Origin of the sequence: Actinoplanes sp. NPDC023936, assembly GCF_040639325.1 — a bacterium.
In the GTDB taxonomy this organism is placed as follows: domain Bacteria; phylum Actinomycetota; class Actinomycetes; order Mycobacteriales; family Micromonosporaceae; genus Actinoplanes.
Window position 1 is genome coordinate 38639 of the sequence record NZ_JBEZZR010000040.1, and the last position, 22691, is coordinate 61329.

Genomic DNA, 22691 nt, shown 5'->3' on the forward strand with positions numbered 1-22691 from the left:
AGGCTCCGTTGACACAGCGCTGCGGAACGGGAAGTCTGGCTGCGCGGACAGGCGTCCGCAGAACGGGCGGTACCTCATGGTTGAGCAATCCAGGGGCCCACTGGACGGCCTGCTCGTCGCCGACTTCTCGAGGATCCTCGCCGGGCCGTACGCGACGATGCTCCTCGCCGACCTCGGCGCCCAGGTGATCAAGGTGGAGAGCCCGGCCGGCGACGACACCCGGACCTGGATGCCGCCGGTCCGCGACGGCGTCTCCACGTACTACCTGGGCATCAACCGCAACAAGCGGTCGATCGCGCTGGACCTCACGGACCCGGACGACCGGGCGGCCGCGCAGGAGCTGGCCCGCCGCGCGGACGTGCTGATCGAGAACATGCGGCCCGGCGGCCTCACCCGGTTCGGCCTGGACTACGACACGGTCGCGGCGTCCAACGCCGGGATCGTCTATGCCAGCATCAGCGGGTTCGGCTCCGGAGCAGGGGCTTCGATGCCGGGGTACGACCTGATGGTCCAGGCCGTCTCCGGACTGATGAGCCTGACCGGGGATCCGGACGGCTCGCCGTACCGGGCCGGGATCTCGGTTTTCGACGTGATGGCGGGGCTGCACGCGAACATGGGGATCCTGGCCGCTCTGCACCGGCGGGTGGCGACCGGCCGGGGCCAGCATGTCGAGGTCAATCTGCTGAGCTCGGCCCTGTCCGGACTGGTCAATCACTCCAGCGGATACGTCGCCGGCGGGACGGTGCCCTATCGGATGGGCAACGCGCACCCCAGTCTCTTCCCCTACGAGCCGTTGCCTACGGCGGACGGGGAGCTGATCGTCATCGCCGGCAACGACGGACAGTTCCGGAAGCTGTGCCAGATATTGGGATTGCCGGATCTGCCGCTGGATCCGCGGTTCGGGCGAAACCAGGATCGGACCGCCAACCGGGAGGAGCTACGCCCCCTGCTGGTGGCGCGGCTGGTGACCCGTACCAAGGAGGAATGGTTCCGGGATCTGCTCGCGGCCGGGGTGCCGTGCGCGCCGATCAACACGATCGACGGCGGCGTGGCGCTCGCCGAGGAGCTGGGTCTCGCACCGGTGGTGACCGTCGGCGGGGTGCCCGGCGTGCGCAACCCGATCACCTTCTCCGCGACGCCGGCCCGTTACGAGCTGCCGCCGCCGGGACTGGACGAGCACGGTGAGGAGATCCGCGCGTGGCTGCTGAGCTGAATGCGAACCCGGGACTGAGGTTCCCCACCGGTCTCGGCACATCCGACGCCGAGACGATCTCGCTGCTCGGCCAGGACCTCGCCGCCGACCTGATGGGCAAGGTGGGCTTCGGGGAGCTGGCGTTCTGGCTGGTCGCGGGGCGGCGGCCGAGCCCCGGCGAGGTGCGGCTGTTCGAGGCGGTGCTCGTCGCGCTCGCCGATCACGGGTTCACCCCGACCGCTATCGCGGCGCGGCTCACCTATCTCTCCGCACCGGACTCCCTGCAGGGCGCGCTCGCGGCCGGGCTGCTCGGCGGGGGTTCACGGTTCCTCGGGGTGACCGAGGACTGCGGCCGTTTTCTCGCCGGCGTGCTGTCGACGGTGCCGGAAACCGATGCCGATTACGACCTCCTCGCCCTGCGCGCCGTTCAGGAGGCGAAAGCGGCGAAGCGATTCGTCCCCGGCCTCGGGCATCCGGTGCACAAGGAACAGGACCCGCGCACGCCGGTTCTCATCGCGATCGCCACCGAGGAGGGCCTGTACGGGCCTCATTTACGACTGTTCGAGGCGATCGGACGCGTACACCCGCAAGTTCTGCATCGGAGGCTGCCGCTGAACGGCGCGGGAGTGTGCGGCGCGGCCCTCGCCGATCTGGGTCTGCCGGTCGATCTGCTGCGCGGTTTCGCGCTGCTGGCGCGGGCCGCCGGGCTGCTCGGGCAGATCGCCGAGGAACGGCGGCGCCCGATCGCCGATCAGATCTATCGGACGGTCGACCGCAACGCCGTTTACGAGCCCTAGCCTCACGGGAGGAAAGCCATGGCCAGCATCGTCGCGGTCATCGCCTCGACGCATCACCCTTTCTACTACCGGGCCAGCACGTCCACCGGTGACGATCGGCCCCCGTTCGCCGACGAGTGGACCCGCAAGATCCTCGCGTTCCGGGAGACGCTGACCCGGGCCGAGCCGGACGTGCTGGTCATGGTCGGCTCTGATCACTTTCATCAGCTGTGGCTGGACAACATGCCGCAGTTCCTGGTCGGCAAGGCGCCCTTCTACGACGCGAACTGGTACAACGAGGAGCGCGAGTTCGGCCTGCCGCGGATGGTCCTGACAGGCCAGGAGGACCTGTCGTCGCATCTGCTGCGGTCCGGGCTGGACGCCGGGTTCGACCTGGCGTTCAGCAACGAGCTGCGGATCGACCACAGCGTGACCTGCCCGATCATCACGCTGCGCCCCGAGGCGGACCTGCCGATCGTGCCGATCTACACGAACATCTTCGCGCCGCCCCTGCCGCGGCCGTCCCGCTTCGTCAAGCTCGGCGAGACGATTCGCCGGATCGTCGAGCAGTGGCCGTCGCAGCTGCGGGTCGCCGTGATCGGGACCGGTCACCTGTCGCTGGAGCTGGGCGGTCCCCGGCAATTCGGCCCGCACGGACCGGACCCGGCGTTCGACGAGAAGGCGGTCGGCTGGATCGCCAACGGCGACCTCGACGGCTGCCTGCGCGAGGTCACCCTGGACAGCCTGCACGCGCCCGGAAACGCCACCCACGGATTCATGGACTTCATGCTGATGATGGGGGTGGCCGGCGCCGGGGTGAAAGCCGATTACGTCGACACCCTCGACCTGTTCCACACGATGGAGGCGTATTTCACCTGGTACCCGGACGGAGCTCCGGCATGAGCCGATATCTGCTGAACAAGTTCCTGTTCACCGTGGACCGGGATCCCGCGCTCGTCGAACGCTATCGCTCCGATCCCGGTGGCCTGGTCCGGTGGTGGGAGTCGTCGATGGCCAACACGATCCTGAACTGCCACGGCGGTGAGGCGAGCACGTGGCTCACGTTCACCGCCGAGGAACGGGAGGCTCTGATCGCTCACGACCACGTGCGATTGTTCGCACTCGGCGCCCACCCGTTTCTGACATTGACGCTGTTCATCGCCATGTTCGAGCGGGACAACACCGAGCCGCTGCAATATCAGAAGGCCTACGGCGCGGCGCTCGCCGGGTTCGCGCTCCCCTATCCGGACATCGCGACATGATCGACGCGGCGGTGGTGCGGATCTGCGGGCAGCCTCCGATGCCGGAGCGCCGCCCGGTGCCCGTCCCCGGCGACGGCGAGCTGTGCATCCGGGTCGCGGCGGCGCCGATCACGCCGCTCGACGTGCTCTGCGCGTCGGGGACCAGCTACTTCGGCGTGCCGGCGACACCCTACGTGCCCGGTGTCCAGGGTGTCGGGCACCTCGACGACGGGACGGCGGTGTGGTTCGCGACGCCGGCCGGGATGCGGCCGGGTGACGGAAGCATGGCCACCGTCGTGACGGCCGCCGCCGACGACGTCGTGACGCTCCCACCCGGCGCCCCGCTGATCCCGGTGGCCGCGCTCGGGCTCTCGGCGGTGGCCGCCCACGCCGCGCTCCGGGCGGCCGGCGACGACGTCGGGCAGGTCGTGGTCCTCGGCGCGGGCGGCACCGTCGGTCAGGCCGCGATCCAGCTGGCGCTGCTCGGCGGCGCGCGCCGGGTGATCGCCGTGGCCCGCTCCCCCGAGGCTCTGGCCCGCGCCGCCCGCCTGGGCGCGGCCGCCACCGTGCCGCTGCTGCCCGGTGACTCCGAGACCGGCCTCGCCGACTGCCTGCGGGACGCCGCGGACGGCCCGGTCGACCTGGTGATCGATCCGGTGTTCGGGATGCCGGCGGCGGCCGCCCTGCGGGTGCTGCGCCCCGGCGGAACCCTCGTCAACCTGGGATCCGCCGCCGGGCCTGCCGCGCCGTTCGACTCGGCCACCCTGCGCGGCGGGTCGTTGCGCATCGTCGGGCACACCAACAACGCGCTGTCGGTGGCGCAGCGGGCCGGCGCGCTGACCGACATCGCCGCGCACGCGGCGGCCGGGCGGCTCACCGTGTCCCACGAGACCGTTCCACTGTCGTCGATCGCCGGGGCGTGGACCCGTCAGGCGATGGGGCTGGCCAGGAGCCGGATCATAATCACTCCATGACCACGATAGTGACATATGTGGAAATGACCTCGGTGGATGACCTGAATCCCGCCGCGCCGGTGCCCGGTCTGGTGCTGGAACATCTGGAACACGCGTCGCCGCTGGTTCTCGAGTTGCCAGCCAGAATCGGCGCACCCTACGGCTGGAGGAGCGCGCGCCGTACCCCCGAGGAGCGGGCCGCGGCGGTCGCCGCTCACCCGGATCGGCGCTACGTCGCGGTGACGCTCGAGGGCGAACCGGCCGGCCTGGTGGCCTACCAGCCACACCCCGGCGACGAGGTGGAGATCGTGACGTTCGGGCTGCTCCCCGAGTTCACCGGCCGCCGGCTGGGCGGGTTCGCGCTGACCCTCGGCGTCCGGCGGGCCTGGGACCTGGCACCCGACGTGACCCGCGTCTGGCTGCACACGTCCAGCCAGGATCATCCGAACGCCCTGCCCAACTACCACCGCCGGGGCTTTCGCACGTTCGCCACCGAGACCCGCGAATCGCAGGGGTGAGTGATGCCGCGATGCGGTCACCTGGCAGATGACGGGCCGGAGACGCTCGCACCGCCACCGAGGCGGCGCCGGCCCCGGCGGGCGGCTTCCTCCGCGACGCCCTGACTTGACCGGCGCCACCGGCGGCGGCCGGGAAACGCCAGCCCGCGTGTCGATTTGGGGCGCGGAGCGCACCCGAACTCCACACACACCGTGAAGCAGCCGCCAGCGTGTCGATTTGAGGCGCGGAGCGCACCCGAACTCCACACGCTTGCGGTGGCCGCGCGTTGCGCCGGGGCCGGCGGCGGGGCGCGCCGGGCCGGTGCCGTCAGAACCGGTGGAGGTGGGACGGGATCGGTGCTGGTGGGGACGGGTATGCGCGTACCCCGGGAAGAATGTCGGTCCGCCCTGCTAGGTTCTCGGCGTTGTCGAATGCGGCCGAGGGAGTCCGGTGACCATCAACCACTTTTTGTCGACGTTCGCGGGGCTGCCGGTGGTGGCGGCTGACGACGAGAAGAGTCCGGGTGATCCGGGGGCGGTCGCCTGGCGGATCGACATGGACTATGACTCGGGGGCGGCGGCGTTCACGACCGCGTTCGGGCAGCTGCTCGACCGGGTCGGGCCGGGCGGGCCGACCGCGCTGATCATCGGTGAGTGGGGCGAGGCGCACGACACGCCGTTCCCGGTGGAGGTGCTGATCGACAACGCGGATCGGCTGGGTGCGCTGCGGTCGCTGTTCATCGGGGAGATGAGCTTCGAACAGTGCGAGATCTCCTGGATCCAGCAGACCGATCTCACCCCGATCCTGACGACGTTCCCGCTGCTGGAGAGGCTGTGGGTGCGCGGGTCGCAGGACCTGGTGTTCAAGAAACGGATCCGGCACGAGGGCCTGCGTGAGCTGGTGCTGCAGTCCGGTGGCCTGCCCGCCGCCGTGGTGGAGAACGTGGGCGGCTGGGACGTGCCGAACCTGAGGCGGCTGGAGCTGTGGCTGGGCGTCGACAACTACGGTGGCGACGCGACAGTTGACGATCTGGCGCCGTTCCTGGCCGGGCGGTCGCTGCCCAGCCTCACGTCGCTGGGCCTGCGCAACTCCGAGATCGCCGATCAGGTGGCGGCGGCGGTGGCGGCAGCCCCGGTGGTCGCCCGGCTGACCCATCTGGACCTGTCGATGGGCACGCTCGGTGACGCGGGGGCGGAGGCGCTGCTCGCCGGCCAGCCGCTCACCCACCTGCACGTGCTGAACCTGAGCCACCACTTCATGTCGCCGGAGCTGGCCGAGCGTCTCGTCGACGAGCTGCCCGACGTCGCCGTCGACATCTCCGACCCGCAGACCGAGGAGGAGTGGGGCCGCTACACCGCGGTCTCGGAGTAATGCGTCTCGCCGTCGTCGGCAACCCGTCGCACCGGCGGGTCGCGCTCTTCACCGACGCCGTGCGGCGGGCCGGGCTGCCCGCGCCCGAGGTCTACCCGTGGCGTGACGTGCTCACCGGCGGTCGCGTTCCCGGGCCGGGCCGCCTGGTGCGGATCGAGTCGCCCGGTGAGGACGCCGAGGTGGACCGGCTGCTGCGCGAGCTGGGCAGCGGCCGTCCCGCGGTGACCGCCCAGCACGGGCAGATCCTGGGGACGGCGGCCGCGTTCGCCGGGCTGCGGCTCGCCCTCGACCGGATCGCGGCCGGTGGCGGGGAGCTGCTCAACCAGCCGGCGGACATCCTGACGATGACGTCGAAACCGGACTGCCACGCGCTGCTGGCGAGCGCCGGCATCCCGGTGCCGCCCGCGCTGCCGCCGATCAGCGGGTGGGCGCAGTTGCGGGCGTCCGGGTGGCGGCGGGTCTTCGTGAAACCCGCCTACGGCTCGTCGGCGTCGGGCGTGCTGGCGCTGACCGCGTCCGGGCGGCGAGTCTCGGCGATCACCTCGGTCGAGCTGAGTGGCCTGTCGCTCTTCAACAGCTTGCGGGTACGACGGTATGACGACGAACCCTCGATCGCGGCGATCGTGGACCTCCTCGCCCCGGACGGCCTGCACGTGGAGCAATGGTTCCCGAAAGCCGTGCTCGGCGGCCGCGCCCTGGACCTGCGGGTCGTCGTGATCGCCGGGCGGCCGGAGCACATCGTGGTCCGCACCAGCGCGTCCCCGATGACCAACCTGCATCTCGGCAACGCGCGTGGCGACGTGGCGGCGGTCCGGGCCGCCGCGGGCGAGACGGCGTGGCGGGCGGCGATGGAGACCTGCGTGCGGGTGGCGGAGCTGTTCCCCCGTACCCTGCAGGTCGGAGTTGATCTCATGTTCGGTGCGAGGTGGCGGGACCATGCGGTGGCCGAGGTGAACGCGTTCGGTGACCTGGTGAACGGGCTGGACACCCACGGGGCTCAGGTGGCCGCGATATGCGCGCGCTGATCGGCAGCCACGACCTGCTCTTCGTCACGCTGGACACGCTGCGTTACGACGTGGCGGTGGCGTGCCTGGAGCAGGGGCGCACCCCGGCCCTGGCGGCGGTGCTGCCCGGCGGGGTGTGGCAGCGGCGGCACACGCCGGCGAGTTTCACGTACGCGGCGCACCACGCGTTCTTCGCCGGCTTCCTGCCCACGCCGGTGACGCCGGGGCCGCACCAGCGGATGTTCGCGGCCCGGTTCGGTGGCAGCGAGTCCAGCGGCCCGGACACGTTCGTCTTCGACGCCGCCGATCTGCCGTCCGGGCTGGCCGCCGCCGGCTATCACACGGTCTGCCTGGGCGGGGTCGGCTTCTTCAACCCGGCGACGCCGCTCGGACGGGTGCTGCCCGGGCTGTTCGCGGAGTCGCACTGGTCCCCGGAGTTCGGGGTGACCGCGCCGGACTGCCTCGGCGCCCAGCTGGACTGCCTGGAAAAGATCATCATTGACGGTCCCCTTTTCACCTTCATCAACGTGGCCGCCCTCCACCAGCCCAACCGGCACTACGTCGCGGGCGCGCCGGAGGACACCATCGAGACGCACGCTGCCGCTCTGGAATACGTCGACGGGCATCTCGACCGACTGTTCTCCCTGGTCACGCGGCGTGGCCGCCCCTGCCAAGTGATCATCTGCTCGGACCACGGGACGCTCTACGGCGAGGATGGCCACGTCGGCCACCGGGTCGCCCACGAGACGGTGTGGACTGTTCCTTACGCTGACTTCATCCTGGATCCACGGTGACTTCTCCCTATCAGGGTTATCTCTACGCTTACCCCCACAAAACCGCATACCGGCGGCTGGAGCCCCGGCCGCTGCTGCGTGACGTGTGGGCAAATCAAGATCAAAGTTCCCTCTTCGGGTACGTGCATCTGCCGTTCTGTGAGATGCGATGCGGCTTCTGCAACCTGTTCACCCGATCGAACCCGCCGTCCGCGCAGGTCACGGCCTATCTTGACCAGTTGCGGATCCAGGCCGGGCAGGTCCGGGACAGTCTCTCCCCCGATGCCACGTTCTCCCGGATCGCGATCGGCGGCGGCACACCCACCTACCTGACCGCGCCGGAACTGACGGCCCTGTTCGAGATCGTTTCTTCGGTCTTCGGCGCTCGCGGGGTGCCGCTGTCGGTGGAGACGTCCCCGGCCACCGCCACCGCAGACCGCCTCGCGGTGCTGGCCGAGCACGGCACCACCCGGATCAGCATGGGCGTGCAGAGCTTCCTGGACAGCGAGGCCCGCGCCGCCGGCCGCCCGCAGCGCCTGACCGAGGTGCAGGCCGCCCTGCAGGCGATCCGGGACAGCCGGATCCCGGTGCTCAACGTCGACCTGATCTACGGCATCGACGGCCAGACGCCGGACACCTGGCAGCACTCGCTCACGGCCGCGCTGGAATGGCGTCCGGAGGAGCTCTACCTCTATCCGCTCTACGTGCGGCCGCTGACCGGGCTCGGGCGGCGTCACGTGAGCCGCGACGACTGGGACCGGCAGCGGCTGGAGCTGTACCGGCAGGCCGTCGGCGTGCTCACCGACGCGGGGTACGTGCAGCACTCGATGCGCCAGTTCCGGCGGGCCGACGCCCCGGCGCCGGACGGGCCGGACTACTGCTGCCAGGACGACGGCATGGTGGGACTGGGGTGCGGGGCCCGTTCCTACACCACCGAGCTGCACTACTCGTTCGACTACGCGGTGTCCGTCACCGAGGTCCGCGCGGTCATCGACGACTACCTGTCCCGCCCGGCCGGCGACTTCCGGTACGCGGAGATCGGCTTCCACCTGGACACCGTCGAACAGCGCCGCCGCTGGCTGCTGAAGTCGCTGCTGCGCGCCGAGGGTGTGGACGCTCTCGCCTATGCGTCCCGGTTCGGCACCCGCTTCCAGGACGACTTCCCGCAGCTTCGCTCCCTGGTGGACCGCGGCTGGCTCGACCCGTCCCTCACCACGCTGACGGCGGACGGGCTCGCCCACTCGGACGCGGTCGGCCCGTGGCTGGTGTCCGGCCCGGTCCGCGCGGCGATGGAGTCGTATGTCGCTCGATGACCTCTACGTGCTCTATCGAGGGCCGCTCGCCAGCTGCAACTACGACTGCCCGTACTGCCCGTTCGCCAAGCGCGTCGACCCGCCCGCGCTGCTCCGCGCCGACCGGGCCGACCTGCAACGGTTCCTGGGCTGGGTGCGGGAGACCACCGACCGGCGGCTGTCGGTGCTGTTCACCCCGTGGGGCGAGGGCCTGACCCGGTCCTGGTACCGCGACGCCATCGTCGAACTGTCCCACCTGCCGCACGTGGCACGGGTCGCCATCCAGACGAACCTGGCCGCCCGCACCGGCTGGCTCCGCGAGGCGAACCCACGGGTGGCGGCGCTGTGGGCGACCTACCATCCGGGCCAGGTGACCGCGGAACGGTTCCTGTCGCGGTGCCGCTCACTGGACGATCTCGGCATCCGGTACTCGGTCGGCGTCGTCGGCCTGCCCGACCATCACGCGGCGGCGCTGGCCCTGCGCGCGGCGCTGCCACCCCACGTGTACCTCTGGGTGAACGCCGCCGACGGGCACGTCTACACCACCGAGGAGGAACGGCGGTGGACGGCGCTCGACCCGCGTTTCGGCGACAGCGTCCGCCCGCACCTGTCACTCGGCCGGCCCTGTCACGCCGGCGAGACGGCGATCTCGGTGATCGGCGACGGAACGGTCCGGCGGTGCCACTTCATCCCGGCGCCGATCGGCAACCTGTACGACGGGACGTGGCGGGCGGCCCTGCGGCCGCGGGCATGCGGCAACTCAGTGTGCGACTGCCACATCGGCTACGTGCACCTCAAGCCCCTGAAACTGCGTGACGTGTACGGGGACGGGCTCCTCGAACGCATCCCCGCGGGCTGGCCGTCGTAGTCGTCTGCGCCCGTCCGTCCGCCCGTGAGTCCGCGTCAGCAGGGCGGCCCGGGCGGGGGTGCTGGCGCTCAGTGCTCTCGAGACAGGTAGTCGGCAGCGCTGGTGACCAGCTCGTCGTGCCCGGCTGGCGCTCAGTGCTCTCGCCGGCCGGCCGGGGTAGCACTGAGCGCCAGCCGGACCACGCCCTTCCACGATCCACGCCAGCCGAGGACAGCACTCACAGCCAGCTGGTCCGGCTGGTTGTCAGTGCTCCCGGACGCGTCACCGTGTCCCGGGGCGGGGTCATCGCCGCCGCGGGGCCAGCCGACGACCAGGGCCGGGCCGCCGCCCGTCAGCGCGAACCGTGGTCACCCAGCGTGCCGGCATCCACGGTCAACGTCGCGCTTTACGGAAACCCGCGGACGCCCCAGGCCCCGCAGAATGACGCAGACCCCATAGCGCTCCACCGAAACCGGCAACCGGCCGTGACAGACGGCCGCATCGGCGCACTACCGGGCGGCGGGTTCAGCCAACAGGGTCGAGGCTGCAGCACTCAGTACCGGCTGGACCAGCTGGTTCCCAGCGCTGCCGCGGCACCCCGTCGAGAGCACTGGGAACCAGCTCCCCCTGACCGGCTGGCTTTCAGTGCTGTCACACACGCGTTCCGACGACACTGAGCGCCAGCCGGCCCGCGCCGACGACACTGAGCGCCAGCCGGCCCGCGCCGCTCCACGATCCACAGCCAGCGGAGCCAGCTCGGCGTCGAGCATGGTCCGCCGTCGTGGCGGTGGGTGACATGCGCTCGGCGGCACCCTGCGTGCCCGGCCGCGTGGAGCCGGACGGCGCACGCCAGACCTTCACACGCTCGCCGGACGTGTAGAGGTCACGTCTGGACCAGCGGGTGGTACTCGTCGGCGGTCAGGCCGAACGTCCAGGCCACGCCCTCCCGCGCGGTCCGCGTGCCGGGTGGGACGCGGAGCCAGTAGACGCGGCTCGTGCCGTCCGGCTCCGGGGTGGAATTGACGACCTCGACCATCACGAGGGGTTCGTCGCCGGGGAGGTCGAGCCACCACAGCGTGCCGGTCTCGTCGGTGCCGAGCTGCCGGGCGCCGGCCTCGCGCAGGTAGCGCTCGTAGCCGAAGTGCTCCAGCATCACCCGGCGGATCTCGGCGTTCTCCTCGCTGCGGATGCGTTCCAGCGTCAGGTGCGGCAGTTCGGCCGCCAGGTCCGGGGGGATCGGCATGCCACGCCAGGCCCAGAGACCGTACCCATCGGGGAATTCCATGGCCGCGCCCTCACCGCGGTGCAGGCGGCCGACGTTGTCGCGTTCCAGCAGGCCGGGACGCTCGGTGAGCACGGCGACGCGCTCGAACGCCCACCACCAGCCGCTGTGCCGCGCCACGTCGGCGAGGCCGGTCAGACCGGTCATCAACCCGGCGCCGGGGCAGAGCCGGTCGGCGGCCTCGAACGTCGCGAGCCAGGTGCCGTCGTGCTGGCCGTAGATCGCGTCGAGCACCGGCATCCGCACGGCCGGGGCCGCGTCGCCGAGGTCGGCGGTGATGTCCTCGCCGAGCCGCAACCGCAGCCGGCCGGCGATCAGATCCATGACCAGTCCCCAGGACCGGCGGCCGGCCGCCGCGCTGAGCTGCGCCCAGCCGTCGGCGCCGAGCGCCGCCAGGGCAGCCTTGCGCGCCGCCGCCCACGGCTCGGTGCGCACCTGCCGGCGCACCGCGGCGCCGCCGCTCTGCCCCGGCGCCCAGCCCTGCCGCCGCAGCTCGGCGTGCACCTCGGCAACCCAGGCCGGGCCCGCCACGTCCACCGCGGCGGACGCCGGCGAGCGGAGCAGGGACGCGGCCAGTGCCCCGGCGCGGGGCGAGCCGAGCCAGTAGATCCGCTCCGGCTCCGGGAGGCCGGCCAGCCGGTACGCCGCTCGGACCCCCGCCTCGGCCTGCGCGCGGCCCGCCGGGCCGGTCTGGACCGCCGCGGCCAGCCACTGGTCCTCGATGGCCGCGGCCATCGCCTCCTGTGCGTGGGTGAGTCGCATCGGAACGCCCCCTCAGTCCGCGACCGGCCGGAAGGCGCCCGGCACATACTCACGCTGGCGCACCACCCGGTAGTGCCCGCCCGGCAGCGAGATCGGGCCGTGCTCCTCGTGGGTGACCCGGCCATGGGTGGGCACGTCGATGAACATCCGCTCCGGGTCGTCGAGGTCGGCGATCAGCGCGAGGCCCGGCCCGCCGACCACATGGGCGTGGCCGGTCGCCTCGCCGCGCGCCAGGATCATCCGGCCGCGGCGGTCGCGGGGCACCGGGGCGCAGGCCGGGACCTGCTCCTTCTCCACCGGGATGATCAGCACATCGCCCTGCCGGTACATCGGACCTCCACGCGCTCGGCTCCAGTGGAAGGGACGCTATCCCCGGGGTATGACAATTTCCGGGGCCCACCTCACGACGTGACAGCCACCAGCACCCCGGCCGCGTACAGAACCGCGAAGAAGAGCGGCAGCACCTGCTCGACCGCGGAGAGCGGAGTCCCCCGCAACACCCGGTGCTGCCCCCACTCCGCCCGCCAGAACGGCGATGCCGGCAACCGCTGCTCCAGATCACCGATAACCCGATATTTCACTTTGTTGAGTTCCCGGTACGACCGGAGCAACCAGAACCACGCCGCACACTGCACCACCAACGCCAGGAACGGCAGCGTGAGCCAGCCTTGCGCCGCGTCCGGCCGGAGGGTCCAGAAGACGCCGATGCTCGTGAAGATCGCTGAGTTGAGGGTGAGGAAGAACGTGTTGGCCAGGGCGCGGCGGGCGCTGATCCGGTCGGCCATCTCGACGTACAGCTTGTACTGTTCGAGGATCGCGGTCTGGTACTTCTCGGCCGAGCCGTCGTACGCGGCAGGTCCGATCTCCGCCGTCCACAGTTCTTCGGTCATCCACGGCCCCCCACAGCGAGTCAGATTCTGATGACTTTATGTCGAATAGTGTCTATGCTCTAGGCATCCGCGCGTCCGGATCGGACGAGCGTGCGTGCCGACTGCTGGTCCCCGGGGAGACAGAGCGCCGTGGAAGAACCCACTATGACCCTGCCCGTTCCGCTCGATCGTGGGGCCGGGCGGAACGTCACTGCGATCGTCGATCGGATTCTGCGGTCGGTCGCTCCGGAGGAACCGGAGAAGCGGCATCGGGAGCGGCCTTCTGAGGTCTCCGCTTTCCAGTCGGCCATCTGAGATCGCTGGGGCACCGGCTTCGGCACGACCGCTGCGCCAGTTCGTCCTGAAGGTACATGAGCTGTGCAATCTCGCTTGCGATCACTGCTACGTGTACGAGCACGCCGATCAGACCTGGCGGCACCGGCCGCCGATCATGTCGGCTCAGGTGGCGCGCCGGACGGCCGAGCGGATCGCCGAGCACGCCGTCCGGCACCGGCTGCCCACCGTCGGCGTGGTGCTGCACGGCGGTGAGCCGCTGCTGCTCGGCCCGGCCCGGCTCGGCGAGCTCCTCACGATCCTGACCGAGGTCATCCCGGTGCCCGTCGATCTGCGCATGCAGACGAACGCGATCCGCCTGACCGAGGCGACGGCCGAGCTGCTGACCCGCTTCAGCGTGCGCACCGGGGTGTCGCTGGACGGCGATCGGGCCGCCAACGACCGGCACCGGCGGTACCGCAACGGCACGAGCAGCCACGAGCGGACCCTGCGCGGGCTGGCCGTCCTGCGCGCGCATCCGGAGATCTACGCCGGGATCCTCTGCACGATCGACGTCCGCAACGACCCGATCGCGGTCTACCAGGCGCTGCTGGCCGAGGAACCACCCCGCATCGACCTGCTGCTCCCCCATGCCACCTGGGACAACCCGCCACTGCCGGGGCATGCGGACTGGCTGATCCGGCTGCACCGCCGCTGGCTGGCGGACGGGCGCCCGGTGCCGATCCGGCTCTTCGACGGGCTGCGGGACATCGCGGCCGGCGGGCGCAGCGGCACCGAGGCGGTCGGCATCGACCGTGGCGAGGTGGCGGTCGTGGAGACCGACGGGTCGTGGGAGCAGCCGGACTCGATGAAGACGGCGTTCGACGGCGCGGCGGCGACCGGCCTGACCGTGTTCACGGCCTCCGCCGACGAGCTGCTCACCACCCCGATGATGCGGCACCGGCAGAGCGGGCTGGCCGGCCTCTCGGCGACATGCCGGGCCTGCCCGGTCGTCACCGCCTGCGGTGGCGGACTCTACGCGCACCGGTTCCGCACCGGGTCCGGGTTCGACAATCCGTCGGTGTACTGCGCCGACCTGAAGGGACTGATCACCGCGATGAACGACGAATCGCCGACCACCCGGTCCGGGCAGTCCGCACTGCCCGACCCGGTCTTCGACGAGCTGGCGACCGGCGCCGGCGGCGAGTCGAGCATCGCGTACCTCACCGCGACCCAGGAGTCGATCAACCGGGCGTTGCTGGTGGCGGCGGCCGACCGGCTGACCGGCGCGGAGAGTGAGCCGTGGTCGGTGCTGAGTGCCCTGGACAAGCACGATCCCGGCGCGGTGCGCCGCATTCTGACCCATCCTTTCGTACGGGTCTGGGCGGTCAAGTTCCTCAGCGGCACGGACGGCCCGCACCGGCTCGCCGACCTGGCCGCCGCCGCCGTGATCGCCGGTGGCGCCGACACCGACGTGACGGTGACCCCCCGCGCCGGCCGGGTGCACCTGCCCACCCTCGGCACGCTCACCGGCGGCGTGACGACCGTCAACGGCGCCCGGCCGCCCGATCTGGACCCGGCCCGGCGGATCGGCCCGGGGCTGCTGCTGGAGGACGCCGACCCGTACCGGGACTGCCACGACTGGCCGGCGACCGGCCGCCTGACGCCGGAACAGGCGTGCGCCTGGGACGAGGCGATCACCGCGGCCTGGCGGGTGGTGGCGCGCGACGCCCCGGATCACGCCGCGGGCCTGGCCGCCGGGCTCACCACGATCACCCCGCTGACGCCCGACCCGGTGACGCTGCGCAGCGCCACGGCCCGGCAGGCGTCCGGCGCCCTCGGCATCGCGTTCACCCCGGACCCGGAGGCGCTCGCCGTGCTGCTGGTGCACGAGTTCCAGCACACCAAGCTGGGCGCCGTCCTCGACCTGATCGACCTGGTGGACCCGGACTCCCCGGCGCTGCTGCGGGTCGGCTGGCGGCCGGATCCGCGGCCGGCCGAGAGCGCGCTGCAGGGAACGTACGCTCATCTGGCCGTCGCCGAGATCTGGCGGCAGCGCGCCGAGCGGGGGATGCCCGGCGCGGCCGGGCACTACGCGCGGTACCGGGACTGGACCGTCGGCGCGATCGGCGCGCTGACCGCCTCGGGGGCGCTGACCACCGCGGGCCGGCGGTTCATCGACGGCCTGGCCGCCACCGCCGAGAAATGGCCGGTGTGAACCTGGCCGCGCTCGGCCTGCCCCCCGGTGACCTGCTCGTGCACGTCTCGATGCGAGCGCTCGGCCCGCTGCCCGGCGGCGCGCTGTCGCTGCTCACCGCGCTGCGGGAGGCGACCGGGCCGCAGACCACGATCGTGGTGCCGGCGCAGACCGCGCACAACTCCACGACCAGCCCGGCGTTCCGCGCGGCGGTCGCCGGCCTGGACGAGCAGAAGCGCGAGGCCTACCTCGCCGGGATGCCGGGCTTCACCCCGGACATGCCGTCGCGGGGCTGCGGCGCGTTCGCCGAGTACGTGCGGCGGCTGCCCGGCGCGGTCCGCAGCGCCCATCCGCAGACCTCGTTCGCGGCGATCGGCCCGCGCGCGGCCGAGCTGATGGCCGTCCACGACCTGGACTGTCACCTGGGTGAGCGGTCGCCGCTGGGCCCGCTCTACCGCGGCGGCGCGCACGCCCTGATGATCGGCTGCGGCTGGGAGAGCTGCACGGCGCTGCACCTGGCCGAGGAGCGGGTGGACCGGCCGCGCCGCAGGCTGTACCAGTGTTTCGTCGAGCGCGACGGCCGCCGGGTCGCCGAACGGTTCGTCGGCATCGATCACTACGACGGTGACTTCCCGCTGCTGGGGGCGGCTTTCGAGAGAACCGGGCAGACCCGGACCGGCCACATCGGACGTACACCCGTCATGATCGTACCGATAAGGCCCGCAGTGGATTTTGCGGTTCGATGGTTGACTGAGAATCGCAGCCGAGAGGAGGACGCCCGGTGACCGACATGACCGCGGACGATCCGGGCGCCCCGGTGTTCTTCCTCAGCTACTCGCGCCCGAAACGTCCCCTCACGGTCGGGCCACCCCGCGAGCCCAACCACGTGATCAACCTCTTCGACGAGCTGAGCGAGCTGGTCGACGAGCTGATCGGCTCGCCGGTCGGCGGTCAGCCCGGTTACCTGGACGTCGGCCGCGGCGGCGGCGAGATCTGGCAGCGGGCCGTGCTGGAGGCGGCGGGCACCTGCCAGGTGCTGGTCTGCCTGGTCTCCAACCGGTTCCTGTACCAGAGCATCTGGTGCCCCCGCGAGTGGGACGTGTTCAGCCGCCGGAAAGTGGTGCCGCGCGGCGGGCCGCGCCCCCATTCGGAGACCGCGATCATCCCGGTGCTGTGGACGCCCGTCGACATCGACACGCTGCCGGAGCCGATCGCCCGGGTGAACCTCTTCCAGCCGACCGGACTCCCGCCGGAGCACCTCACCCGGTACATGCAGGAGGGCCTGCTCGGCCTCCTGCACACCGACCAGATCGCGATCTACAAGTCGATCGTCTGGAAACTGGCACTGCACATCCGCAGCATCCACAGCAGATACCACGTCGAACCGGGTATCCCGGAGAGCATCGAAGGCCTGCGCACGAGCTTCACGGAGGGCACGCCATGAGCCGGTTCTTCCTCAGCTACGCGCACTCCGCGCCCCTGAGCAACTCCGGGCGGCGCGACACCGACACCGACGTGTGGGTGCGCCGCTGCTTCGAGGACCTGTCGCAGGCGGTCGCCGACCGGACCGGCGCCGAACCGGCCGACGTGGGTTTCGCCGACTACCTGCTGGATCCCGGGACCGACTGGAAAGCCCTGATCACCGAGCAGCTCGCCCGCGCCGCCGTCTTCGTGCCGCTCTACTCCCCCGGCTACTTCAACAAGTCGTGGCCGATGCGCGAGCGCGCCGTCTTCCTCGACCGGCTCGACCGCGCGTTCCCCGGCCAGCGGGACCGGGCCCGCGCGCACATCATCCCGGTGCTCTGGATCCCGCTGCCCGCCGGCGACCGGGTGGCCGAGGTGAGTGCCGCGCTCCCGCTCGGTTCCGGGATCGAGGAGTACGCCGAGAACGGCCTGCGCGCCCTCGGGATGCTCGCTTCCTACCGGCATCACTACCGCCGGATCATCGACAAGCTCGCGCAGCAGATCGTGCAGGTGGGCGCGCGCAGCCAGCTGCCGCCGTCCCGGGCCGTGCCGATCGACGAGATCACCGTGCCGGACACGCCCTCACCGGACACCCCGTTCGTGGTGGCGGTGCTCGGCGGGCGCGGCACACCGTGGAAGCCGTACGGCGGGGTCCTCGATCCGCCGGTCGCCGAGTTCGTCGCCACCGTCGCGGAACGCCTCGGCCTGCCCACCCGGATGGTCGACCAGTCCGGCGATCTCAAGTCGCTGGACGACTCACCGGCGGTGGTCCTGGTCGAGCCGCGGCGCGACGACCGGCTCGCGGTCCTGCGCGGTCATCTGCACCGGTGGGTCACCCCGATCGTGGTGACCGGCGCGCAGGACTCGGGCTATAACGAGGTGACGGCGTCCCGGTTGGAGGCGCTCGGCGCGGCCCGGGTCTACCAGGTGTCCGACGTCGGGCAGCTCGCCGACCTGATGCCGTCGGCGGTGAGCGAGGCCCGCCGCCACTATCTTCGGCGGGCCACCGTGCACAGCCGGGACATCGTGCACAGCCGGGGCATCGCGGCGCGGCCCACGCTGCACGGATCCGTGACTCCCACCAACGGCAAGACCGAGAGAAGCAATGGCGATGACTGAGCATCGGCACGGCAAAGTGGTCACGTTCTACTCGTTCAAGGGTGGCACCGGGCGCACCATGGCGCTGGCGAACGTCGCCTGGATCCTGGCCGCCAACGGCAAGCGGGTGCTGGTCGCCGACTGGGACCTGGAGTCGCCCGGCCTGCACCGCTTCTTCGCGCCGTTCATGAAACCCGGGGCGCTGGAGACCACCGGCGGGATCATCGACATGATCCGGACGTACGAGATGAAGGCCGACCAGGCCGCCCAGCGCAAGGCCGGCTGGCACCGGGATTTCGCCCGGGTCCATCGGTACGCGTTCTCGCTGGACTGGGACCACTTCCCCGGCGACGGCCAGCTCGACTTCATCTCGGCCGGCCGGCAGAACCAGGACTACGCGACCACGCTGACCGGGATGAACTGGGACGACTTCTACGGGCGGCTGGAGGGCGGCGAGTTCCTCGACGCGCTCGGCGAGGACATGCGCGCGCACTACGACTACACGCTGATCGACAGCCGGACCGGGCTCAGCGACGTCGCCGACATCTGCACGATCCAGCTGCCGGACACCCTCGTCGACTGCTTCACCTTCGCCGAGCAGGGCATCGACGGCGCGGCGAAGGTCGCCGCGTCGATCGAGCACAAGCACGCCCGGCGCGGCATCCGGATCCTGCCGGTGCCGATGCGCGTCGACCCGGCGGAGAAGGAGAAGGCCGACGCCGGGCGCTCCTTCGCGATGCAGCGGTTCCCCGGTCTGCCGGCCGGGATGGGCCACACCGAGCGGCGGCGGTACTGGAACGCGGTGGAGGTGCCCTATCGGCCCTTCTACGCGTACGAGGAGATCCTCGCGACGTTCGGCGACTCATCCGGGCAGGCCACGTCGCTGCTGGCCGCGTACGAGAGGCTGACCGCGGAGATCACCCGGGGTGACGTCAGCACGCTGCCCGAGCTGGACGAGACGCTGCGCGCCCGGACCGTGGCCCGGTTCGTGCGCCAGGTCTCGCACACCGTGGAGGAGGTGACGCTGCACTACGCGCCGGAGGACTCGGCCTGGGCCGAATGGGTCGGCAGCGCGCTGGCCGCGGCCGGGCTGCACGTGCACGAGCCGGACAGCCCGGAGGCCGCCGCCGACGGCGGCGCCCGGATCACGCTGATCTCCCACAACAACCCGACCGGGCCCACCGAGCTGGTGCCCCGCGACCGCAGCGGCCCCCGGCCGGCCCGTGCCGTCTACGTCGACGACCTCTCCCCGCTGCCGAACTACCCGGCCGCCTCCTCGGCCTTCCTCAGCAACAAGACCGCCGAGCAGGCCCTCGAACGGGTGCTGCGCCTGGTCGGGCGCACCCTGCACGACGTGGATCCACAGGAGATCGGGGTCCGCTACCCCGGCACCCCGCCGGTCGAGTTCCAGGCCCTGGCCCGCAACGCCCGGTTCACCGGCCGCGAGGCCGACCTGCGCGACCTGCGGTCCCAGCTGCGCGGCGAGAAGAAGGTGGTGCTCTCCGGGGCCAAGCCGGTCGCGCTGCAGGGGATGGGCGGCATCGGCAAGACCCAGGTCGCGCTGGAGTACGCGCACCGCTTCAAGAACGCCTACGACGTGGTGTGGTGGATCGACGCCGAACAGGTCACCTTCATCGACATCTCGCTCGCCGACCTCGGTGAGCGTCTCCAGCTGCCGCTGCCGCAGTCCAGCGTCACCGACAAGGCGATGTCCGTGATCGGCGCGCTGGAGCAGGGCACGCCGCACCCGCGCTGGCTGCTCATCTTCGACAACGCCGAAGAGATCGAGCAGGTGCAGCGGTTCGTCCCGGACGGCCCCGGCCACGTGCTGATCACCTCCCGGAACACGCAGTGGGGCGACTACGCCCGGCCGGTCCAGATCGACGTCTTCCAGCGCCGCGAGAGCATCGCCCACCTGCGGCAGCGCGTCACCACGATCCGTCCGGACCAGGCCAACCAGGTCGCCGAGGCCCTCGGTGACCTGCCGATCGCGGTGGCGGCCACCGGCGCGTGGCTCGCCGAGACCGGCGAGGACGTCACCGGGTACCTGCGACGGGTCGAGCAGGCCGGTCCGGACAGCGCCGTCGACGAGGTGTGGAACCTCTCGCTGGAGCTGCTGGAGAAACGGTCCAAGGCGGCGTACCGGCTGTTGCAGCTCTGCTCGGTGCTGGCGCCGGAGATCTCCCTCGACCTGATCCAGAGCGACGAGCTGGCCGGTGTCCTCAGCAAGTACGACCGGCTGGTGTCGGAACGCGCCTACCGGCTCAAACTGGTGCAGCACATCAACAAGCTGGCGCTGCTCAAACTGGACCGCAACCGCAGCCAGATCCAGGTGCACCGCCTGCTGCAGCACGTGCTCCGCAAGCGGATGACAGCGGCCGAGCTGAGCGAGGCCCGGCACGACATCCACGTGGTGCTCGCCGGGCTGCGCCCCCGCTACGAGATCGACGACTCCCGGTCCTGGGAGCGGTTCCGGATGCTCTGGCCGCACCTGGAGCTCTCCGAGGCGGCCACCTGCGGCGAGGAGCTGGTCCGCCAGCTGATGATCGACCGGGTGCGCTACCTCTGGTACAACGGCGGCCTGCAGGAGGGGCGCGACCTCGGCGACCAGATCGACAAGCGCTGGACCCGGATGCTCAAGACCGTCCCCGACCCGGAGACCCGGGAGACGCTGCACCGGCAGATCCTGCACCTGCGCTTCAACGTCGCGAACATCCTGCGGCAGATGGCCCACTTCGACGAATCCCTGGCCCTCGACGCCAAGGTGCTCGAGGAGCAGCTCGACCTGCTCGGGCCCACCCATCCGCACACCCTGATGACCGCCGGCGGTCTCGCCGCCGACCTGCGCGCCGTGGGACGGTACGCCGAGGCCCGGGAGCGCGACGAGCAGACGTACGCCACGTGGATGGAGAACTTCGGCGACGACGCGCCACGCACCCTGATGGCGCTCAGCAACCTGGCCACCACGCACCGGCTCGCCGGTGACTTCCGCGCGGCCCGTGCGCTGGACCAGGACCTGTGGGACCGCAACAAGGAGATCAGCGGCGAGACCCATCCGCTCACCCTGAGCAACGGCACCAACCTCGGCCGCGACCTGCGCGAAGCCGGCGACTACCAGCGGTCGGTGGAGGTGCTCGAAGAGATCGCCGCCCAGTACGCCGAGGTGTTCGGGCCGACGACGGACCGCACCCTCAGCGCCAAGGCGAACCTGGCCGTCTCACTGCGCAGCGCCGGTCGCCCGGAACGCGCCGCGGAACTGCTCGAAGAGGTGTACGAGCAGCTCAACGAGGTGGTCGGGCCGTCCAACCCGGACACGCTCGCCTGCCGGCTCAGCCGCGCGGTCAGCCTGCTCGCGATCGGCGCCGTGCCCAGCGCGATCAGCGAGTTCGAGGAGGTGCGCCGGACCTACGGCGACAGCCTCGGCCGGCGGCACCCGCACACGCTGATCTGCCTCAACAACCTGGCGGCCGCCCACCGCGCCGCCGGCGACCTCACGACCGCGCTGGGGTTCGCCCGCGACGCCACCCGCGATCTCGGCGACGTGCTCGGGCCGGAGCACCCGTACACCCTGGCCGCGAGCCTCAACCTGGCGATCCTGCACGCCGAGACCAGCGAGATCCGCACCGCGCTGAGCATCATCGAGCCGACCATGCGGGCGCACCGCGACGTGCTCGGGCCGGAGCATCCGGACACCCTGCGCTGCGCGGTGAACCAGGCGATGATGCGGCTGGCGGCCGGCGAGCCGGCGTCCGCCGAGGACGGCTACGCCAGTGATCGGCTGATCGCGGCGCTCGGGACGCACCACCCGGCGGTCGTCGCGATGCGGGAGGGGCGGTACCTGCACCGCATGCTCGACCCGCACCCGTTCTAACGCGGGACCAGGGGCCGCTCGGTGGTCAGCCAGTTCAGCACCTCGGGAAGGATCTCCACCGCTCCGAAATGGGCGGTGGAGGCCTGCACCTGGATCTCCGCCTGCGGGATCCGCTCGGCCAGCCAGCGGGCGTGGCTGACCGGGGAGAAGTTGTCCTCGGCGCCGTGCCAGAGCAGGACCGGGCCGGTGATGGCGGCCAGGTCGAAACCCCAGGCCGAGCGGAACGCCGCCACGTCGTCGATCCACCCGTACGGCCCCTGGGCGAACGCCTCGACGTAGGTCGCGGTGAGCAGGCGGCGGATCCCGATGTCGTCGACGACCCGGCGATCAGGGTCGGTCATCTGGCCCCGCAGAGAATCGACCATTATTTCCGGATTACGGCGGGCCTGGTCGGCTTTAAGACGTAAACGTTCGACGTGTTTCGGCCAGTCGTTGTGGGCGGTCTCATATTCCCGGACATTTCCGTCTGTCATTCCGCCGAGCCAATCCAGACCGTCCGCGTCCGACGGCGCGAGACCGACCAGCACGGCGGTATTGGTTACCATCTCCGGCAGCAGCGCGGCGGCGGCGAGCGCGTGCGGGCCGCCGCCGGAGCGGCCCACCACCGCGAACCGCTTCAGGTTCAGGTCGGCGGCCACCGCGCGGATGTCCCCGGCGGCGTCGGCCACGCTCCGGTGCTCGTCGCGTGTGGATCCGCCGTAACCGGGCCTGTCATAGCAGATCAGCCGCACGCCGAGGCGGTACAGGATGCTGCCGCGGGGTTTCGGGCCGAGGCGGCTGCCCGGGGAACCGTGCAGCAGGAAGACCGGCTCGCCGTCGGGATGACCGGTCACGTCGTAGGTAAGCACCCGTCCGTCATGGGTCTTCGCCTCATGGTGACTGACTCGGTCGTGGGACACGCGAACTCCCTGAACATCGATCGCCGTCG

20 protein-coding genes are annotated in these 22691 nt (G+C 71.4%); 16 read left to right on the forward strand and 4 right to left on the reverse strand.

Annotation, left to right across the window (positions count from 1 at the left end; translation table 11 throughout):
- Positions 1 to 76 precede the first annotated feature (76 nt).
- The 11 genes from AB0F72_RS34815 to AB0F72_RS34865 all read left to right on the forward strand — a co-directional run bounded on the left by AB0F72_RS34815 (position 77) and on the right by AB0F72_RS34865 (position 9968).
- Positions 77 to 1213, forward strand: a complete 1137-nt coding sequence (locus tag AB0F72_RS34815) for a CoA transferase (protein WP_360440740.1) — start codon at positions 77 to 79, stop codon at positions 1211 to 1213.
- Positions 1198 to 1989, forward strand: a complete 792-nt coding sequence (locus AB0F72_RS34820; protein ID WP_360440743.1) for a citryl-CoA lyase — start codon at positions 1198 to 1200, stop codon at positions 1987 to 1989. Before AB0F72_RS34815 ends, AB0F72_RS34820 begins: the two co-directional genes overlap by 16 nt.
- A gap of 18 nt (positions 1990 to 2007) precedes the next feature.
- A complete protein-coding gene (locus AB0F72_RS34825) occupies positions 2008 to 2871 on the forward strand; it encodes an extradiol ring-cleavage dioxygenase (protein WP_360440746.1) in 864 nt (287 codons plus the stop codon).
- Entirely contained in the window at positions 2868 to 3230 is a 363-nt protein-coding gene (locus AB0F72_RS34830; RefSeq protein ID WP_360440749.1) for a hypothetical protein, read from the forward strand. Before AB0F72_RS34825 ends, AB0F72_RS34830 begins: the two co-directional genes overlap by 4 nt.
- Entirely contained in the window at positions 3227 to 4183 is a 957-nt protein-coding gene (locus AB0F72_RS34835; protein WP_360440752.1) for a zinc-binding alcohol dehydrogenase family protein, read from the forward strand. Before AB0F72_RS34830 ends, AB0F72_RS34835 begins: the two co-directional genes overlap by 4 nt.
- Entirely contained in the window at positions 4180 to 4680 is a 501-nt protein-coding gene (locus AB0F72_RS34840; protein WP_360440755.1) for a GNAT family N-acetyltransferase, read from the forward strand. Before AB0F72_RS34835 ends, AB0F72_RS34840 begins: the two co-directional genes overlap by 4 nt.
- A 430-nt stretch (positions 4681 to 5110) precedes the next feature.
- Complete coding sequence (locus tag AB0F72_RS34845) at positions 5111 to 6031, forward strand: STM4015 family protein (protein ID WP_360440758.1); 921 nt, start codon at positions 5111 to 5113, stop codon at positions 6029 to 6031.
- Positions 6031 to 7056 (forward strand): STM4014 family protein, encoded by a 1026-nt coding sequence (locus tag AB0F72_RS34850; RefSeq protein WP_360440761.1) that lies wholly within the window; start codon positions 6031 to 6033, stop codon positions 7054 to 7056. Before AB0F72_RS34845 ends, AB0F72_RS34850 begins: the two co-directional genes overlap by 1 nt.
- Positions 7044 to 7829: an STM4013/SEN3800 family hydrolase gene (locus AB0F72_RS34855; RefSeq protein ID WP_360440764.1), complete on the forward strand. Its 786-nt coding sequence runs from the start codon at positions 7044 to 7046 to the stop codon at positions 7827 to 7829. Before AB0F72_RS34850 ends, AB0F72_RS34855 begins: the two co-directional genes overlap by 13 nt.
- Positions 7826 to 9121 carry an STM4012 family radical SAM protein gene (locus AB0F72_RS34860; protein WP_360440767.1) on the forward strand — a complete coding sequence of 432 codons (1296 nt, stop codon included), beginning with the start codon at positions 7826 to 7828 and terminating at the stop codon, positions 9119 to 9121. Before AB0F72_RS34855 ends, AB0F72_RS34860 begins: the two co-directional genes overlap by 4 nt.
- Entirely contained in the window at positions 9108 to 9968 is an 861-nt protein-coding gene (locus tag AB0F72_RS34865) for an STM4011 family radical SAM protein (protein WP_360440770.1), read from the forward strand. The genes AB0F72_RS34860 and AB0F72_RS34865 overlap by 14 nt, the downstream gene beginning before the upstream one ends.
- A gap of 862 nt (positions 9969 to 10830) precedes the next feature.
- Here the strand turns inward: AB0F72_RS34865 and AB0F72_RS34870 are convergent.
- From AB0F72_RS34870 to AB0F72_RS34880, 3 genes are all read right to left on the reverse strand, one after another.
- Complete coding sequence (locus AB0F72_RS34870) at positions 10831 to 11991, reverse strand: DUF6745 domain-containing protein (protein WP_360440773.1); 1161 nt, start codon at positions 11989 to 11991, stop codon at positions 10831 to 10833.
- A gap of 12 nt (positions 11992 to 12003) precedes the next feature.
- Positions 12004 to 12321: a hypothetical protein gene (locus AB0F72_RS34875; RefSeq protein ID WP_360440776.1), complete on the reverse strand. Its 318-nt coding sequence runs from the start codon at positions 12319 to 12321 to the stop codon at positions 12004 to 12006.
- 71 nt (positions 12322 to 12392) lie between these two features.
- On the reverse strand, positions 12393 to 12881 hold the full coding sequence (locus AB0F72_RS34880) for a hypothetical protein (protein WP_360440779.1): 489 nt from the start codon (positions 12879 to 12881) through the stop codon (positions 12393 to 12395).
- A 325-nt stretch (positions 12882 to 13206) separates the two neighbouring features.
- Here AB0F72_RS34880 and AB0F72_RS34885 point away from each other — a divergent pair, with 325 nt between their 5' ends.
- Genes AB0F72_RS34885 through fxsT form a run of 5 tightly spaced genes read left to right on the forward strand, consistent with a single transcriptional unit; the run spans position 13207 to position 21763 of the window.
- Complete coding sequence (locus AB0F72_RS34885) at positions 13207 to 15351, forward strand: FxsB family cyclophane-forming radical SAM/SPASM peptide maturase (protein WP_360440858.1); 2145 nt, start codon at positions 13207 to 13209, stop codon at positions 15349 to 15351.
- Positions 15339 to 16115: an AAC(3) family N-acetyltransferase gene (locus AB0F72_RS34890; protein WP_360440782.1), complete on the forward strand. Its 777-nt coding sequence runs from the start codon at positions 15339 to 15341 to the stop codon at positions 16113 to 16115. Before AB0F72_RS34885 ends, AB0F72_RS34890 begins: the two co-directional genes overlap by 13 nt.
- The gene (locus AB0F72_RS34895) at positions 16112 to 16774 is read left to right on the forward strand and encodes a hypothetical protein (protein ID WP_360440785.1); all 663 of its coding nucleotides are present in this window, start codon (positions 16112 to 16114) and stop codon (positions 16772 to 16774) included. The genes AB0F72_RS34890 and AB0F72_RS34895 overlap by 4 nt, the downstream gene beginning before the upstream one ends.
- On the forward strand, positions 16771 to 17913 hold the full coding sequence (locus AB0F72_RS34900; RefSeq protein WP_360440788.1) for a TIR-like protein FxsC: 1143 nt from the start codon (positions 16771 to 16773) through the stop codon (positions 17911 to 17913). The genes AB0F72_RS34895 and AB0F72_RS34900 overlap by 4 nt, the downstream gene beginning before the upstream one ends.
- Positions 17906 to 21763, forward strand: a complete 3858-nt coding sequence (fxsT, locus tag AB0F72_RS34905) for an FxSxx-COOH system tetratricopeptide repeat protein (protein ID WP_360440791.1) — start codon at positions 17906 to 17908, stop codon at positions 21761 to 21763. The genes AB0F72_RS34900 and fxsT overlap by 8 nt, the downstream gene beginning before the upstream one ends.
- Here fxsT and AB0F72_RS34910 read toward each other — a convergent pair.
- Positions 21760 to 22662, reverse strand: a complete 903-nt coding sequence (locus tag AB0F72_RS34910) for an alpha/beta hydrolase (protein WP_360440794.1) — start codon at positions 22660 to 22662, stop codon at positions 21760 to 21762. The genes fxsT and AB0F72_RS34910 overlap by 4 nt on opposite strands.
- Positions 22663 to 22691: the final 29 nt, after the last annotated feature.

What these genes read in the sequence shown, in the direction of transcription:
- AB0F72_RS34900 (WP_360440788.1), top strand. Translation starts at nt 16,771, where the DNA reads ATGAGCCGGTTCTTCCTCAGCTACGCGCACTCCGCGCCCCTGAGCAAC.
- AB0F72_RS34880 (WP_360440779.1), bottom strand. Translation starts at nt 12,881, where the DNA reads ATGACCGAAGAACTGTGGACGGCGGAGATCGGACCTGCCGCGTACGAC.
- fxsT (WP_360440791.1), top strand. Translation starts at nt 17,906, where the DNA reads ATGACTGAGCATCGGCACGGCAAAGTGGTCACGTTCTACTCGTTCAAG.
- AB0F72_RS34870 (WP_360440773.1), bottom strand. Translation starts at nt 11,991, where the DNA reads ATGCGACTCACCCACGCACAGGAGGCGATGGCCGCGGCCATCGAGGAC.
- AB0F72_RS34855 (WP_360440764.1), top strand. Translation starts at nt 7,044, where the DNA reads ATGCGCGCGCTGATCGGCAGCCACGACCTGCTCTTCGTCACGCTGGAC.
- AB0F72_RS34840 (WP_360440755.1), top strand. Translation starts at nt 4,180, where the DNA reads ATGACCACGATAGTGACATATGTGGAAATGACCTCGGTGGATGACCTG.
- AB0F72_RS34815 (WP_360440740.1), top strand. Translation starts at nt 77, where the DNA reads ATGGTTGAGCAATCCAGGGGCCCACTGGACGGCCTGCTCGTCGCCGAC.
- AB0F72_RS34830 (WP_360440749.1), top strand. Translation starts at nt 2,868, where the DNA reads ATGAGCCGATATCTGCTGAACAAGTTCCTGTTCACCGTGGACCGGGAT.
- AB0F72_RS34835 (WP_360440752.1), top strand. Translation starts at nt 3,227, where the DNA reads ATGATCGACGCGGCGGTGGTGCGGATCTGCGGGCAGCCTCCGATGCCG.
- AB0F72_RS34850 (WP_360440761.1), top strand. Translation starts at nt 6,031, where the DNA reads ATGCGTCTCGCCGTCGTCGGCAACCCGTCGCACCGGCGGGTCGCGCTC.
- AB0F72_RS34865 (WP_360440770.1), top strand. Translation starts at nt 9,108, where the DNA reads ATGTCGCTCGATGACCTCTACGTGCTCTATCGAGGGCCGCTCGCCAGC.
- AB0F72_RS34890 (WP_360440782.1), top strand. Translation starts at nt 15,339, where the DNA reads ATGGCCGGTGTGAACCTGGCCGCGCTCGGCCTGCCCCCCGGTGACCTG.
- AB0F72_RS34825 (WP_360440746.1), top strand. Translation starts at nt 2,008, where the DNA reads ATGGCCAGCATCGTCGCGGTCATCGCCTCGACGCATCACCCTTTCTAC.
- AB0F72_RS34875 (WP_360440776.1), bottom strand. Translation starts at nt 12,321, where the DNA reads ATGTACCGGCAGGGCGATGTGCTGATCATCCCGGTGGAGAAGGAGCAG.